Raw genomic sequence first — 15413 nt, 5'->3', positions numbered from 1 at the left:
GATTTGAAAAAAACGCTAATAGCTGCTACTGCCTCGTTTACCGTAAGGGGTTGTCATAAAAATCAAACTGACTTCCATTTGTCCAATATAAGACTTTTTGGGAATGTGGGATGTTGTCGAAAAACCGCCTGGCATTTTCCGCCAATACAGCTCCATCTCCATGAACCATTAATACCGGTTGCCGGATAGACACAGCGTAAGACATGGGGTCAAAAGTCAGCCAGCCCTGCCAGCTGATGACCGCAAATTTATCTGCACTCCACTGTGGTATGCCGCCACGCAAGGGGTTTAAATAATAATCATAGTCTCCAAACATGGCCGCCGAAGCATCTGATGTGCTGATTGCAGGAATATATTTTACCTCACCCCGCTCCTCAAATACCTCCCGGGCAAGTGCCGCATTGTCTAACTTTTCCCGAACACCTTCTTCCCCGCCATATATCAATCTCACGCTCTCCGCATCATGAAGCCATCCTGCTATTGTAGCCAATCCTTTCACCTGCTCATTCTTCGCTGCCAGTGCCGCCATATATCCTGCACTGGCACATACCGCCGCCAAAAAGATCTTCTCCCTGTCCACTCCCTTCACTGTTTGCAGGAAGGATACAGCATTGTTATAGTCTGCTATCTTAGCTTCCGGTTTTTCCCAGAATCGCGGTTCACCCTCACTCTCCCCAAAATAACGCGGGTCAAAAGCCAGTGTAATAAACCCATGGCGCGACAATCGCTCCGCATATAAGCCACTCATTTGTTCTTTAACTGTGGTCCATGATCCACCCACAATGATAGCCGGGTAATGCTGCGAAGGCGAGAAATGATCCGGGAAATATAAATGCCCTGCCAACCGTACGCCTTCACTATAAAATTGTATTTTCTGCTGCATCCTATTTAATTTTAGCACAATCTATCCGCTCACCATTGGTACGCACTTTCAAACTACCATACTTCCCATTTCCCTCGTAAGGCCGTTCAAAGATGATGTTATCATAATAACAATTCCCTGTTTTCTTATCCTTGTAAGCAGCCATGATATACCGCGCTGTCTGTTTGTAAACAATGACCCCCAGTTCATTTTTCATCACCTTATAATCATCGCCCGGACCTACCACAAATTTCAGGATTTCAATATTCGCCGGCAGATATTTGATGATATTTGCTTTACTGAGCTGAGGATCTGCAAAGGCATAGGATGAGCGGCTGAATTCTTCCGGCAGCTCCGCTTTCATCGCATCATCCTCCTGTGCAAAATCATTGGCCTTCTTTTGAATAGGCTGTATAAAATCGGCAAAACCCTTCATACTTTTCATCGTCAGGTAAAAGCTGCCCTGTAAACCCTCGATCTTCCAGTTGAATTCAGTTTTCACCCCCGGTTGAGACAAGCGCATCACCATCCCTATCAGCGCCGGAGATTGCATCCTGTCAGCATAAACAGTAGTTGCATCAGCAGGCTTCGCCAATACATCAAAATCCAGCTCTTTATTTTCCTGGTTCACTTTAGAGACATCCACCTTCACATAATTCACTGAATAATCATCACTACCTTCCTCTTTATATGCCACATCAAATGTCAATATATTATCTGTCACATATTCTTTGATCGGCTTTGGGAAAACAATGTGTGCATAAATATAATCTCCCTCAGAAAAATCCGTGGAGAAAGCAGTTCCAGGCTTACCTTTAGAAAAAAAAATTGCTGTCTTTGCAGGATGGGGGTTCACTTTGGATATATCTTCTCCTGAAGTGTTTTTTACATCCTGTACCTGTTCTGTAGCATGCTGTCCCTGCGCAGCTGCATCTTTTATCTTGCCTGCAGAGGGTTTAATTTTATCCGTCATCTTCCCAAACTGGGCATTCGCATGGTGGATAGTAAGGATGCCACCAAAGAGGGCAACTAAAACTGTCTTTTTCATGATTATTCTTTTATTTAACTAATTCTCATTACTTATAGGGCTCCCCTTTTCAACCAGTACAGCAAAAAAATCCACTACCCGGAACCAGGTTCATACACCCGGCCCAGGCAGACAAAAGGTTAAGCACGCAGCATTGAACCCCTACATTTGCTACATGACGGATGAGATGTGCAAATGGGGACAATCGCCGCGCTGCAAAATTTGAGAATCAGATTTTAAATCTCATTTACATTTGGCAAGATTTTTCAGACAGCAGAAGTGCCCCGTACCCTGCTAAGAGAAGTTGGGGTTATACCAAGATATGAGGCTATATAATAATGTTGTATCTCATTTTCCAGTCCGGGGTAAATCTTGCGGAACCAATCCAGTTTCCCCCTGGCAGTTTCCTTTAATAATAATACTTCTTTTTCTACCCTGCGCATACTGTCCAACATCACTATGGTATTCCCGAACTGCTGCAGATCAGCATTATAGGGCATCAGGTCCTCCATTCTCATATTATTAAACACCAGGATGCTGGCCTTGCCGGAAATAACCTGCAGATTGTAAATGGAACGGTTATTAACTCCACGCATAATGGCCGGGGTCACAGCATTGCCACTTACATAGAAATTGACGGTCACATCTTCTCCTTCTGAATTAAGCAGATAGCCCCGTACAATTCCCTCCAGTACAACAAATTCATTGCGAATCACATTATTTTCCTGTTCAAGAAACTCGTCTGCGGAAAAGTTGACAATTTCTGCAGCGCCAGACAAGAGAGCGGCAGTAGCATCAGTAATAGGAGAATAAACGGACAGGGCTTTTTGTATAACTTCTTTCATGCGTCAGTTCGAATATATGTTAGTGAAATAATTTATCGAATGGTCCTTTCTACATACGAAAGATGCCTGGGTTTGAAAATCAATATCGTTCCAATTCCCCAGATAGTAATCAGCATACCCATATAATTAATAATTTGCTGGTCGGCAAAATCAGCCAGGAAAGCGATATCTACCGTAGAATGGAAAATGGCACATACCAATATACTTGCCCTGGATGAATTATACAACCAGGTGAGTAATACACTCCCGGTCAGTAAACTAAAAATCCAGCCAAAAGTGCCGGCAATTCCCATTTGAACAAAGCCCGGCCGGTACAGGAAAAGCGGCCAGTGCCACACGGCCCAGCATATGGTCAGGATGATGCTAGCCCATAAGGCATTATTTCCTGCCTGCAACCTGGGCAAGGCAAACCCACGCCAGCCGACTTCCTCCCCAAAACCAAAGAAGACCAGGTTATAAAGCAAAAAAGTAAGGAAGGAAAATTCAGGAAACTCCCTGGTCCGAAACAACCCGGCTAACTGGATTGTCTGAGCACTTAACAGGAAATTAATCCCCGCGGCCATAGCAGCCAGCATAAATGGACTGAGCAAAGCAATTAAAACAAATAATATAGGTCTGACTTTTAGCATTTGCCGCACTAACAATTGTAAGCCTTTACGCCCATCATAGATCCATGTAGTAATTAAAGCAGCAAGCATAGGACCAAGGCCTCCCAGCCCGTGATGAAAAGGCAGAACAGGTAGATTCTTAATACCCAATGCCGGGCTATATAAAGGGAACCAAATTATCCAGCTGATGGAATAGGCAAGCGTAAAATAAACAATCAGAGGGCTTGTTGTTGCTGACCATTTTTTCATGTCAAAATGTTTATCGTCATTTATGGGAACAATTTAGCACCTTCAGCTTAATACAAAAAAAACTAATGCCCGTACCCGGGGGAGCCTACCCATTGCCTTTCTATACAGTACCCCTGATCGCTGGGCAGTTCGCCGCCGGAATTATTGAAATTTTAAAAATAAATTTCTATTTTCAATACCAATATCACCTATATAATATTGCACCTATATGAGAATTGTCATGCTGATCGCCTGTATCTTATGCTGTCATCTAAGTTTCTCCCAAAGCCCCGAAATTGCCTTTGATACCGCCAAAGCAATGCTGGAAAGAAGAGATGTCGCTTCCGCCCTGCCTTATTTCCAGACCGTCATGGCCCAGGGAAATGAGCGCCTCCAACGTAAAACCATCAACTACATCGCCGAAACATGGGTAACAGACATTAGTCCTATCGCCCTGCATAAGCTCAACAGTAGTTATGGTAAATTGCTTTCCGATTACATGAATGCAACTTTCAGGGGAAAAGAAAGCACCATGAATGCCGGGGACCATTACACTGCCGGACTTATATTCTGGTCTTTCGCCTTCTCCGGTCTGAACACCAATACCAGCAAGGCTATCTATCAATTTAAAACGGCTTTCGACGCTGGTTATACACAGGCCGTAGTCTACCTGGCAGCTGCAACAAAACAGATGAAAAACCAGGATCCCTCCGTGCAATGGGCACAGATTATAAAACTCTATTCACTGGCATCAATTGTACAAAATTCACCGCTTCCTTTGATCAGACTCGCCAACTCGCAAGTGGCCGGGATGCAAAGAGGATTCTCAGACTCACCAGATAAAGCAGCCCAAAAAGATACGGCAAGAGATGTCTTTTTTAAATGCCTGGACAATATCATAAAGGAGATGCCGGATTCTTTTCACCTGGCGGTAAACACCTTCTGGGAAAGAGGTTTTCAGTTCGACACCCAGGATACAATGGTGACTAACCTGATGAAGAATTATTTTACCCGGGTGAATATTCCAGCTACCTCTCCTGCCCGGAAAGGACTCGCCTGGCACCGGCTATACGAGTATTTTTATGATGCCACTACTGAAAAACAAAAGGAAGGATCACCGATTATAAACAATTTAAAAAAATACTATAATAACGACCGGCAACTGCTCACTGATATCGCCGACTTCCTGCACTCCGCCGAACCTAATAAGGTCGGATTTGCACTCGGTATTAACTCCAAATGGCTCAGTGCCTTCTCTCCTATGCAGGTAGATAGTCCCGATCGCTTCTTTGCAGCAGCAGCCATGACGGAACAGGACTTCCTGGGTTTCCTGGCCAAAAATGAACCTGCCGGCCGTTTTACCGGGGCTATCGCCGCCGGATATCACAGACGCTTCGATATCCTCTTCGATATCGCTTCTACTAACGAAATTGAAAGCAAATACAGGTACGCTATTGTCGATGTAACCAGCACTCAAAACATGCGGCTTATTGAAAAACTGGCCGCCTATCCCGAGATCAGTAATAGCAGTGCTGTCAAATACACCTATGCAGACATGGCCGTACTGAATAACCTGGCCTCATATGCCAGCAATGGAGGCGGAATTCCCATCAGTTTCAATGAACTTCCTAATGTTTACAGAAAATGGACCCAGGCCGATAAACAAGGATATGAAAGACAGTATGTCGATTTCCTGCTGAAGAAAGTACAGGAATTGGTAAATACCGGGAAAAGTACAAATTCCCTGGCGCTGGCAACTGGTAAACAAAGCCTGGACCTGAATGATTATGATAAGGCACAAAAGACAATCAATGAAGTTGTCCTGGCCCTGGCCATAAAATAGCCTTCCACATATAAAAAAACAGAAAAGCGGCGCTTTGTTTAAGGCAAAGCGCCGCTTTTCTGTATAGGCCTACACCTGGTACCGGCCTCCCTCTTTCAAAAGCTTATCGTACATCCTTCAGGCTCACATCCAGCTTTTCTCCATCCCTCCGGATCGTCACCTTCTCCTCTATCTCCGCGGTCGCACCTGTAGACGCATTCGCTGATTTATAGACATCATTTGATGACAACACCGTACCACTGGGATGCATCAGGTACGATGTACCTGCATAATAACTATATGTATACTGGTGTGTATACCCAAAACTTGTGATCAGGATATACTCCCCAGGCATTAAATTCGTAAACTCAAAATGCCCCTTATCATCATACACCGTCGTCTTCTTGATACAATCCGCTACATTCGGATCAATAGGTACCTGCGGCAGCTTCTTTCCCTTCGCAATCTTCTTATTCACGGCCTTCCATTCCTCTAAATATTCTGAATTAGGCAGGATCGACACTACTGTACCCTTCGGTGCATACTGTGCTTTGTTAATATTCACCACAGCCAGCTTATTGCGGGAACTATGGTCTCTTGCAAAGGCGGTACCCGTGATTACACTATTTCCTTTCTCCAATTTTTGCAAAGCCTCCTCCTTGTTAAACTTCGCCGCAATCGGCTGGTAATCCAGTTCCTCATTCACACACACCTCCGTAATTCCGCCACCTGCCGGCATTTCCCGCTGCCAGATCCGGTGATCCTTCTTATCAATGATGTACGTGTAAATGGCCCCTGATTGCTCCTCCAGCACACTCACCAGCCAGGCTTCATGATTCCCGGTCTTTGGAGAACGATGAATGTAGCTTTTTACATCCTTAATGATGTAATTAGAAAGTAAACTATCCGGATTGTCTACGTAGTAAAATTCACGGATAGTCGCCTTATACCCCACATCCAGTGGCAGGGTTGTAAATAAAAGTTCCGCGACGTTGAAATCCACAAATTTACCGGCTGGCTTCAGGGAGATCTGTTTATCCTTATCCCCGTTCAGGTAATGGTATTTACCCGTGATCGTCGTGCCAAACTTCAGGTCAAGGCTCCCCCTGGTGTTTTCTGACCTAAAACTCAGCGGTTCCAGTGTTTTGGCATTTGCAACTGAGATTCTTTTCTTATAGCGCTCGTTTTTCTCATCCTTGTAGTCCGTAGAAATCTTCAATTCATCCCCCAGAATTGTTATATCATTTGTATAGGTCCCCTTGTTCGTCCAGGTAGTACCGTTTACATAATAGATGGTGAACAATGTTCTTTCGGATTTTAAGCGCGAAGTGTTGATGTCCGGGCTACCGGGGAAGACTGATTTTTGTCCGAAGCTGGCAACAGGCAATAACAATAGAAATATAGGTCTCAATAATGTACGCATGGGTTCTTGTTTACGTGCAAATAAGCTGATAGAGATTTTTCAATGCTTACAAAAATAAGCCTTTTTAGCGGAGTTCATCAAAAAACCTGCCAGAGTCTAATGGCCCATTCCAATTTTTTTTGAATACTACCCAATCAAATAGGCAAATCCGTTATCCACCGGTTCGCACAAGTCTTCAATGCGCTTATTATTAAACAATTCCGCGATGATGCCCCTCGCCTTTCCATATTCACTATGGATCGGACACGGGTGTGTAGCCGAACACCTGCTCAGGCCCAGGCCACAGCCCTTAAACACCTGTTTCCCATCTATCGCCGCTACTATATCCATGATCGGCTGCTTCATCTGCGTATCCGAGATATTGAATCCACCTGCCGGTCCTTTCATACTGCGGATCACCCCCTGCCTGACCAGCACCTGCAGCAGCTTGCCTACCGTATGCTCACTGGCATTTATACACTCAGCAATCTCCTTAATACCTGCATTCTCCCCGCTCCTGTGCTTTGAGGACAGGTAAATTACCGCTTTAATAGCTGTCTTACAAGTGAAGCTAAGCATCAGATTATCTGTTTAAAAATTCCTGGCCTTCTGCTGAGATCATCTCCATACTCCAGGTAGGCTCAAATGTCACGGTTATCTCTATCTCATACCCAGGGTAAGATAATTCCAGGCGGTTCTTTACTGAATCGACGATAGACTGTCCCATCGGACAATACTGAGTACTCAATGTCATCAGCACCAATATCTTCTTTGCGTCCTCCTCCACGCTGAGTTCGTAAATCAAACCCATGTCCACCACATTCAACCCTATTTCAGGATCAAATACCCAGCGCAGCGCAGCCAGGGCTTCGATAGCTTTTTCCGTCAGCGCGATCATAGCATCCTATCTTTATGAAAGAGTAACTTAAATACATTCGCATTATAAAGAAAAGCACACAGCAACAATAAGAGTGCGCCAACCTTCATCGCAATGCCGTTTGATATAACAATGCCGGCCACAAAACTTATAAATCCAATGATAAAACAAACCGCCATTATATTAAAAAGCCGGCTGCTGAACAGTTCCTTCGGAACTGGTGTAGCCCCTGTACCGGCTCTTGCATGGTAAACCCTGTTCCAGATAATGAAGGGCAGTGTCTTAAAAGTCATACCTAGAATAATAGCCGTGAGCCAGCCAAAGAAGATAGTAAAACCATAGGCCAATACCATGTGTACATCGGCAGATATGGTCATCAGTGTGACGATGACAGCAATTAAAAATACCAGGGGTAAAACCATCATCACAACTGCCAGCAGCGAGATCTTCATCTCTTCGTCCACCTGTCTGCGGATCCTCTGCCGGTAAGCCTTCCTGCAAAAGAATCCAAACAATACAATACCCCCTGTCACACACAATACCGGGATCATATACAACACTGATACTGCTTCCCTGAGGAAGATAAATATGAATGTAATCAGTCCGCCATTGATCAGGCCATAGATACTCCAGAGTATTTTGGGAGAGTCGTATTTAGAGATGAGGAACATGGGAATCAGGCGGGACCCTACCCCCATCACCAACAGCAGGAACCATCCAACGATACCGATATGCGCATGGAGGGAAAGATAATGGAGTGATCCATCCGGCAAAATATTCTCCGTAAAATTGCAGATCAGCAGGCCGCCTGCCAGGGTAGTGAATGCCAGCCAACCTGCAGCCGTGAGCATAAAGATAGCCTGGATGTTTTCTTTTTTACTTTTTACAATGCTCATCACCACATTCACAAAGAAGGCAATGACCCCGGCATTGATCAGCAAGGCACCACACTTCGCAGGCCAGCCCATGTGAAAGATATAAAATGCCCATACTAACAAGGCAATCCCGATGCCCGTAAAGGTATAGGACAAGTATGCGAGTTTAACACTGTACAATTCTCCTTCCATCAATACCGGTAGTAACTGATGACTTGCTCCTAAAATGATCATCGTACCCCATCCTAGTGCCATCGTATGCGTGATGGCCAGGATATGGGGCTGGAAATAGTGCCCGGAGAACTCAGCGGCCCCTGTAAACAACATCCCGGTAGCTACCAGGAATGCCAGCCCTGCATATACATAAAACGGTACTACCACACGGTGGGTAGTTGTGTAAACGACATCGCTCATTAGTTCCTGAAAATTAAAAGATGTACCTCATCGCCTGCAATTTCCTTTGCACGGTATTCAAACCCTCTCTGCGACAGCTCAGGTAAAAGGAATACAGGGATGCGCTTATGATATACAAACAAAGCCTGCGCTTCTGGCAGGGTATCCAGTTTCTCCAGGATGGTATACATGGGCAAAGGCATCTGCAGGGCACGGACATCAATGGTGTGCAGTTTGTCCTGAAATCTTTTGAGTATTTCATCCCAGTGCTCCGTTTGTATTTTTACTTCGGGTGGACGCATAGTTCTGGTTTTATAGAACCATGTTTCTACCAGGTCTTCCTCTATTTGCGCAGCATAAGCATCAAAACCCTGTTTCTTTAATAAAACCATCAAAGGTGTCGGCTCAAATGTGTTCACAATCTTTAGGACCTGTCCGCCCTGCAGAGTTTCCACCTTTTGAAAGATGAGACGCAAAGGATCTTCACCGGAGGCTATTTGCGGGCGTACATCCAGTATTACGACCTTGTCTTCCTGTAATGTCCTTATAAAATCAGGCATTTCATTCTGTGCTACTGTGACTGTGGATGTGACTGCATCAATTTCAAAACCAAGAGGTGCCAGTTGTGTATAGAAGTCGGCTACACTACAGCCCCCGATCTTACTGGCCACGGCAATGCTGGCACGGCCGGCCATCAATTTCCTCAATACAGGATTGCGCAATTTTTCGAACTTCGGTGATATGGCAATGATAGCATCCAGCGCCGCGGGATGATGCTTTAAAATGGCAGCAATCTTTGTGTTTTGATTGATGGTCATGATCAGTGTTTGCTTCTTGTGGTATGCAGTAATAATTGTTCCTGGTCTTCCGGGCTAAGGTGTTCCTGCAAATAATTAAACAGGGCCCTTTCTTCAAAGCGGATATGCGCTTCCAGCAGGTCGCCAAACTGGCGGAGGAGGGCTTTGTCCGATTCATTTCTTTTAATCGATTCTACCAGGTTGCAGATAGCCCTGTGCTCCCCTTCTGCCTGCTGACGTAATGGATCTGCAGGATCCAGTTTGCTAAACAGGTAGTCTTCCTCCTCTTTGAAATGCGATTGCAGGTCCATTTCAAAAAACTCCAGTACATATTTGCTGATGTTGACTGCCGGATTTACCTTTCCCAGGTCCTGCCTTATTCTCCAAACCAGCAGCAGGCCAAAGTGATGGTCTTTGGAAAGTTGCACAAATGCTTTGCTTCTTTTGACGGGTTTAGGCTGTTCCATTCAATGCTTTTTTTAAGTCTTCCAGGATGATATCCGCTTGTGCTTTGTCAAAATCCTCGTGCTGCTTTTTTGACACACCCAGGATGGACAGGTCTATCGCCAGGTCGGGCAGCAGGGAGTGATTCGCAAGGCAGGATTTTGTACATGCCAGCGGACAACCATCTATGGCAATGATCTTTCTGCCGGAGAGCGCAGTCTTTACCAGTTTCTTTACATTACCACCCACACCTGCAATGCAGGACATTTCAGCGATTCCCGATCTGTCTAATTGAATTGCCAGGTAGTTAGCCATTTGTGCGACGCTTGAGCAGCCGGAGCAGGAATAAACAAGCGGAATATTATTCATGGTGGTATAAAAGTACCGCAATACTTTTTTTTACTAAATGACGGTAGTCAATAGTGCATGTGACTACAGTCAAAGAGCAATACTCCCCCCTGATGTCTAAGTCAGCCCTTTAATTGTCCACCTCAGGGTTTTCAGGCTATGAAAGCCTGCCTATCCACCTCATCTTTGTTCCATCACAAACAAATAAACCTAATCACAATGAATACGCAAACGACAAAAGTAATTTTCTGGACAGGGGCTGTATTAATCTCTTTATGGTTTGGTGCAAGCGGATTTTTTGAGCTGACAGGCAACCCATTGGTATGGGGCATCACACAACAGCTCGGATACCCTGCTCATTTCATCTATATCCTGGGCGTTTTTAAGCTCTCCGGGGTTGTTGTGATGCTGACTCCCAACAGGCTCCTTCGTTTAAAAGAATGGGTGTTTGCGGGCATTTTCTTCGATATCCTGTTTGCATTCTTCTCTAAAGTGGCAGTACTGGGATTCCCCGCGACGATAGATGCGATTATTGCCTTTGGGATTATATCCGTGACGTATGTGATGTACAGGAAATTGTATACAGTGACTTATGAGCAAAACCAGTAAAATGCCACGTTAAGTACACCAGAAGTACACCTCTAATTCGATTGGATATTGAGGTGTGCTTCTGGATTTTCATCGTGCAAAAAAATTTCGTATAGCCCCTTATCATCAAAGATGTTGCCCATCTGAAAAATGAATATCTTCGTGTAAATTCTCGTTATGACTTCACATATTCGATTGAGGAAGACGGTCCTTTCCGACCTGGATCATTTCTATACTTTTCAGCTCGACAAGGAAGCAAATTATATAGCAGCATTTACTGCAATAGACTCACATAATAGAACAGCCTATTTACAGAAATATTCCAAATTTCTCGATGACCCGACTATCCATATGCGCACGATTATCGTGAATGGTTTGATTGCGGGCAGTCTGGCAAAATTTGTCATGCATGGAGATACAGAGATCACTTATTGGATAGATAAACCTTATTGGGGACAGGGTATTACCACCGCAGCACTGACGGAGTTTTTAACCCTGGAAACTGCGCGGCCAATTATCGGCAGAACGGCCTTTGATAATGTAGGATCACAAAAGGTACTGGAGAAATGCGGGTTTGTCAGGATAGGTACGGATAAGGGCTTTGCAAATGCAAGGCAGGCGGAGATTGAAGAGTATATTTATAAGTTGGGTTAAAAAAATAAAAGAGGTTGCTTCCAAAGATCCAACCTCTTTTATTCAATTCATTCTCTATGCCACCGGCGTAAACTCCTCGGCCTTCCACGTCGCCATATTCTCATAACTCTTATACCTCAGGTCTACCAACTCCTGCGCCAATCCCATCAGCCTTTTCGCCTCTGCTGGGTTCTGTGCCGCCAGCGCCTTGTACCTCGTTTCATTATAAGCATAATCCGCAAATTTCACTACCGGCCTTGGAGAATCCAATACAAACGGATTCTTTCCCGCTTCTCTCAATGCAGGATTATACCTGATCAAAGGCCAATAACCACTGGACACCGCCATCTGTTGCTGCGTCAAGCCCTTCTCCATATCTATTCCATGCGCAATACAATGACTATACGCCAGGATCAATGAAGGCCCTTTATACGCCTCCGCCTCTCTCAAAGCCAGCAAGGTCTGTTGCGGGTTCGCCCCCATCGCTATCTGTGCCACATACACATTACCATATGAGATCGCCTGCATGGCCAGGTCCTTCTTACCCACCTTCTTGCCTGCCGCTGCAAATTTTGCAATCGCCGCCGTAGGTGTTGCCTTTGACATCTGTCCCCCCGTATTGGAATACACCTCTGTATCCAGCACCAGCACATTCACATTACGCCCGGTTGACAACACATGGTCCAACCCGGAAGAACCAATATCATATGCCCAACCATCACCACCTAACAACCACACACTTCTCTTCACCAGGTGATCCGCTACTGCGAGCAACTGCGCTGCCAGCGGATTGCCACGCAATGCATGCAATTTATCTTTCAGCACGCCTACCCTGTTGCGTTGCTCCACAATCTGTGACTCCAGTTGTTGTGGTGCATGCAAAAGCTGTTCTACCAAAACATCATTATCCAATACAGGTTGTAATGATGTGAGCAATGCCTGTGCAATCGTAAACTGTTTGTCTGCCGCTACACGCATTCCCAAACCAAATTCCGCGTTATCTTCAAAGAGAGAATTTGACCATGCCGGACCACGGTTATCCTTATTCACAGACCAGGGCGTCGTTGGCAGGTTACCTCCGTAAATAGAGGAGCAACCCGTTGCATTCGCTACCAGCAACCTATCGCCAAACAATTGTGTCAGCAACTTCACATAAGGTGTCTCCCCACAACCGGAACACGCTCCTGAGAATTCAAATAAAGGTTCCAGGAACTGCGCCCCTCTTACGGTGGAGAAATCCAGCTCTGCACGATTGTTCACCGGCATGCTTTCAAAGAACCTGATCTGCTCACGGCCTTCCACCAATGATGGTTTCGGTGCCATATTGATCGCCTTGCGGCTGGCATCTTTGATATCCACTGCCGGACAAGCCTGTACACACAATTTACAGCCCGTACAATCTTCCAGGTACACCTGCAATGTATATCGTGTTTCAGGGAAACCACGGGCATTGATCGGTGCTGAAGGGAATCCTGCAGGCGCTTTTTCCAGGTAGCTCTCGTGATAGAATTTAGAACGGATCACACTATGCGGACATACAAAGCTACAATTACCGCATTGTATACAGCTGTCTGATTCCCACACCGGCACAAGGTCCGCAATATTCCTTTTCTCCCACTTCGTGGTGCCACTTGGATAGGTACCATCTATCGGCATTTTACTAACCGGTATCAGGTCACCCCTACCATCCAGCAACATCGCCGTTACATCCCTTACAAAATCAGGTGCTTCGGCAGGAATCCCTGCATCCATCTGCACGGTACCGGAAGCTGTAGCAGGCAGTTCCACCCGCACCAGGTGTGCCAGGGTATCATCTACCGCGCGGTAGTTTTTCTGTACGATGGCATCGCCTTTTGACTTGTAAGATTTATAAATAAATTTCTTGATCTGCGCTATCGCTTCATCAGCAGGTAATACATTTGATAAAGCAAAGAAGCAGGTCTGCATAATCGTATTGATACGTTGGCCCATACCCGCAGCTATCGCCACTTTGGAGGCATCGATCACAAACAGCTTCATCTGCTTTGCGATCAGCTGTTCCTGTACAGCACGCGGCAACTGGTCCCAGACTTCATCTGCAGGATAGGGACTATTCAGCAGGAAAGTTGCACCAGGCCTTGCATGCTGCAACATATCCGTCTTACTGATAAAGTTGTATTTGTGACATGCAATGAAGTCAGCTTTGTCTACCAGCCAAGGAGCCAGGATAGGATCCTTACCAAAGCGCAGGTGTGATACGGTCATCGTACCTGACTTACGGGAATCATATACAAAATATCCCTGTGCATAAAGATCCGTTTCCTCACCAATAATTTTAATACTATTCTTATTGGCACCTACTGTTCCATCTGCACCCAGGCCGTAAAACAAGGCACAAACCCTATCTTTGGGTTCCAGGTGGAATGAAGGATCATAGCTCAGACTGGTATGCGTCACATCATCATTGATACCAATAGTAAAGCCATGTTTCGGCGTTGCCTTCTTCAGTTCATCCAATACAGCTTTCGCCATGGCGGGTGTAAACTCTTTGGAAGACAAACCGTATCTGCCGCCGATGATGCGGGGCAGTTTTTCCAAACGACCTTCTGAATAAGCCTGGCAGAGATAAGTCACTACATCCTGGTACAAAGGTTCGCCGGCGGCACCGGGTTCTTTTGTACGGTCCAGCACTACGATTTTTTCTACCGTAGCGGGGAGTGATTTTAAAAGATGTGCTGCAGAGAATGGGCGGAATAATCTTACCAGCACCACCCCTACTTTTTCACCGGCTTCCAGCAGCACACGTACTGTTTCTTTCAGTACTTCGCCCCCGGAACCCATTACAACGGCTACACGTTCCGCCTGCTCATGACCAAAATATTCAAACAGCTTGTAGTACCGACCGGTGAGTTCGCCGAGCTGGTTCATCGCCTCTTCCACAATACCCGGTGCAGCAGCATAAAAAGGATTCACTGTTTCCCTGCCCTGGAAATATACATCCGGGTTCTGCGCTGTACCCCTGATAAAAGGACGATCAGGATTCAGGCTACGAAAACGATGCTCGTTCACCAGTTCATCACTGATCATACTTCTGATCTGCGCATCAGGTATCAGTTTAATTTTATTAATTTCATGCGAAGTTCGGAATCCATCGAAGAAGTGCATGAAAGGAATACGCGCTTTGAGGGTCGCCGCCTGGCTGATGAGCGCCATGTCGTGTGCTTCCTGTACGGAGGCAGAGGAGAGCATGGCAAAGCCGGTGGTACGTGCCGCCATCACATCGCTGTGATCACCGAAGATGGACAATGCCTGTGCAGCGAGTGACCTTGCAGCCACATGAAACACAGCACAGGTCAGCTCTCCGGCTATCTTGTACATATTAGGCAGCATGAGCATAAGGCCCTGGGATGCTGTAAAGGTTGTGGTCAGTGCACCTGCCTGCAAAGCACCATGCACCACACCGGCAGCACCACCTTCGCTTTGCATTTCTATTACATCAGGTATCTGACCCCAGATATTTTTTTTCCCGGCAACGGCCCATTCATCTACCAGTTCTGACATGGTGGAAGAAGGTGTGATCGGGTAGATTGAACATACTTCATTAACGCGGTACGCGATATAGGCCACGGCTTCATTACCGTCCAGCGTTGCGATTACGGGTGTAGTCTCTTGTGTCATAGTGAAT

The 15413-nt window shown here is 45.8% G+C and carries 15 protein-coding genes; 3 read left to right on the top strand and 12 right to left on the bottom strand.

What is annotated here, in order from left to right; all coding sequences use genetic code 11:
- Positions 1-37: 37 nt before the first annotated feature.
- The 4 genes from DXN04_RS27125 to DXN04_RS27110 all read right to left on the bottom strand — a co-directional run bounded on the left by DXN04_RS27125 (position 38) and on the right by DXN04_RS27110 (position 3591).
- Positions 38-883: an alpha/beta hydrolase gene (locus DXN04_RS27125; RefSeq protein ID WP_116856549.1), complete on the bottom strand. Its 846-nt coding sequence runs from the start codon at positions 881-883 to the stop codon at positions 38-40.
- Between the two features lies 1 nt (position 884).
- Positions 885-1910, bottom strand: a complete 1026-nt coding sequence (locus tag DXN04_RS27120; RefSeq protein WP_116856548.1) for a hypothetical protein — start codon at positions 1908-1910, stop codon at positions 885-887.
- Positions 1911-2155: 245 nt separating this feature from the next.
- On the bottom strand, positions 2156-2734 hold the full coding sequence (locus tag DXN04_RS27115) for a Crp/Fnr family transcriptional regulator (RefSeq protein ID WP_116856547.1): 579 nt from the start codon (positions 2732-2734) through the stop codon (positions 2156-2158).
- Positions 2735-2766: 32 nt separating this feature from the next.
- On the bottom strand, positions 2767-3591 hold the full coding sequence (locus tag DXN04_RS27110; RefSeq protein ID WP_116856546.1) for a CPBP family intramembrane glutamic endopeptidase: 825 nt from the start codon (positions 3589-3591) through the stop codon (positions 2767-2769).
- Positions 3592-3799: 208 nt separating this feature from the next.
- Here DXN04_RS27110 and DXN04_RS27105 point away from each other — a divergent pair, with 208 nt between their 5' ends.
- Positions 3800-5413, top strand: a complete 1614-nt coding sequence (locus DXN04_RS27105) for a hypothetical protein (protein WP_147320075.1) — start codon at positions 3800-3802, stop codon at positions 5411-5413.
- 103 nt (positions 5414-5516) lie between these two features.
- Here the strand turns inward: DXN04_RS27105 and DXN04_RS27100 are convergent, their stop codons facing one another.
- From DXN04_RS27100 to DXN04_RS27070, 7 genes are all read right to left on the bottom strand, one after another.
- Positions 5517-6815, bottom strand: a complete 1299-nt coding sequence (locus DXN04_RS27100) for a peptidase associated/transthyretin-like domain-containing protein (protein WP_116856544.1) — start codon at positions 6813-6815, stop codon at positions 5517-5519.
- A 126-nt stretch (positions 6816-6941) separates the two neighbouring features.
- Positions 6942-7373: an RrF2 family transcriptional regulator gene (locus DXN04_RS27095; protein WP_116856543.1), complete on the bottom strand. Its 432-nt coding sequence runs from the start codon at positions 7371-7373 to the stop codon at positions 6942-6944.
- 4 nt (positions 7374-7377) lie between these two features.
- Positions 7378-7692 (bottom strand): metal-sulfur cluster assembly factor, encoded by a 315-nt coding sequence (locus tag DXN04_RS27090; RefSeq protein WP_116856542.1) that lies wholly within the window; start codon positions 7690-7692, stop codon positions 7378-7380.
- Positions 7689-8960: a cytochrome C oxidase subunit I gene (locus tag DXN04_RS27085; protein WP_116856541.1), complete on the bottom strand. Its 1272-nt coding sequence runs from the start codon at positions 8958-8960 to the stop codon at positions 7689-7691. The genes DXN04_RS27090 and DXN04_RS27085 overlap by 4 nt, the downstream gene beginning before the upstream one ends.
- Positions 8960-9757: a DUF2249 domain-containing protein gene (locus DXN04_RS27080; protein WP_116856540.1), complete on the bottom strand. Its 798-nt coding sequence runs from the start codon at positions 9755-9757 to the stop codon at positions 8960-8962. The genes DXN04_RS27085 and DXN04_RS27080 overlap by 1 nt, the downstream gene beginning before the upstream one ends.
- 2 nt (positions 9758-9759) lie before the next feature.
- Complete coding sequence (locus tag DXN04_RS27075) at positions 9760-10203, bottom strand: hemerythrin domain-containing protein (RefSeq protein ID WP_116856539.1); 444 nt, start codon at positions 10201-10203, stop codon at positions 9760-9762.
- Positions 10190-10549 (bottom strand): putative zinc-binding protein, encoded by a 360-nt coding sequence (locus DXN04_RS27070; protein ID WP_116856538.1) that lies wholly within the window; start codon positions 10547-10549, stop codon positions 10190-10192. The genes DXN04_RS27075 and DXN04_RS27070 overlap by 14 nt, the downstream gene beginning before the upstream one ends.
- Positions 10550-10747: 198 nt before the next feature.
- On the opposite strand from DXN04_RS27070, the gene DXN04_RS27065 reads away from it, so the two are divergent.
- Both DXN04_RS27065 and DXN04_RS27060 read left to right on the top strand, forming a co-directional pair.
- Complete coding sequence (locus tag DXN04_RS27065; protein ID WP_116856537.1) at positions 10748-11137, top strand: DoxX family protein; 390 nt, start codon at positions 10748-10750, stop codon at positions 11135-11137.
- A 156-nt stretch (positions 11138-11293) separates the two neighbouring features.
- Positions 11294-11770, top strand: a complete 477-nt coding sequence (locus DXN04_RS27060; RefSeq protein ID WP_116856536.1) for a GNAT family N-acetyltransferase — start codon at positions 11294-11296, stop codon at positions 11768-11770.
- 54 nt (positions 11771-11824) lie between these two features.
- Here DXN04_RS27060 and nifJ read toward each other — a convergent pair whose 3' ends face one another.
- On the bottom strand, positions 11825-15406 hold the full coding sequence (gene nifJ, locus DXN04_RS27055; protein WP_116856535.1) for a pyruvate:ferredoxin (flavodoxin) oxidoreductase: 3582 nt from the start codon (positions 15404-15406) through the stop codon (positions 11825-11827).
- Between the last annotated feature and the right edge of the window lie 7 nt (positions 15407-15413).

The sequence above is a fragment of the Chitinophaga silvisoli genome (assembly GCF_003412465.1).
GTDB lineage: Bacteria > Bacteroidota > Bacteroidia > Chitinophagales > Chitinophagaceae > Chitinophaga > Chitinophaga silvisoli.
Note: the sequence above shows the minus strand (reverse complement) of the source record. Positions and strands in the feature narration are given on the sequence as shown.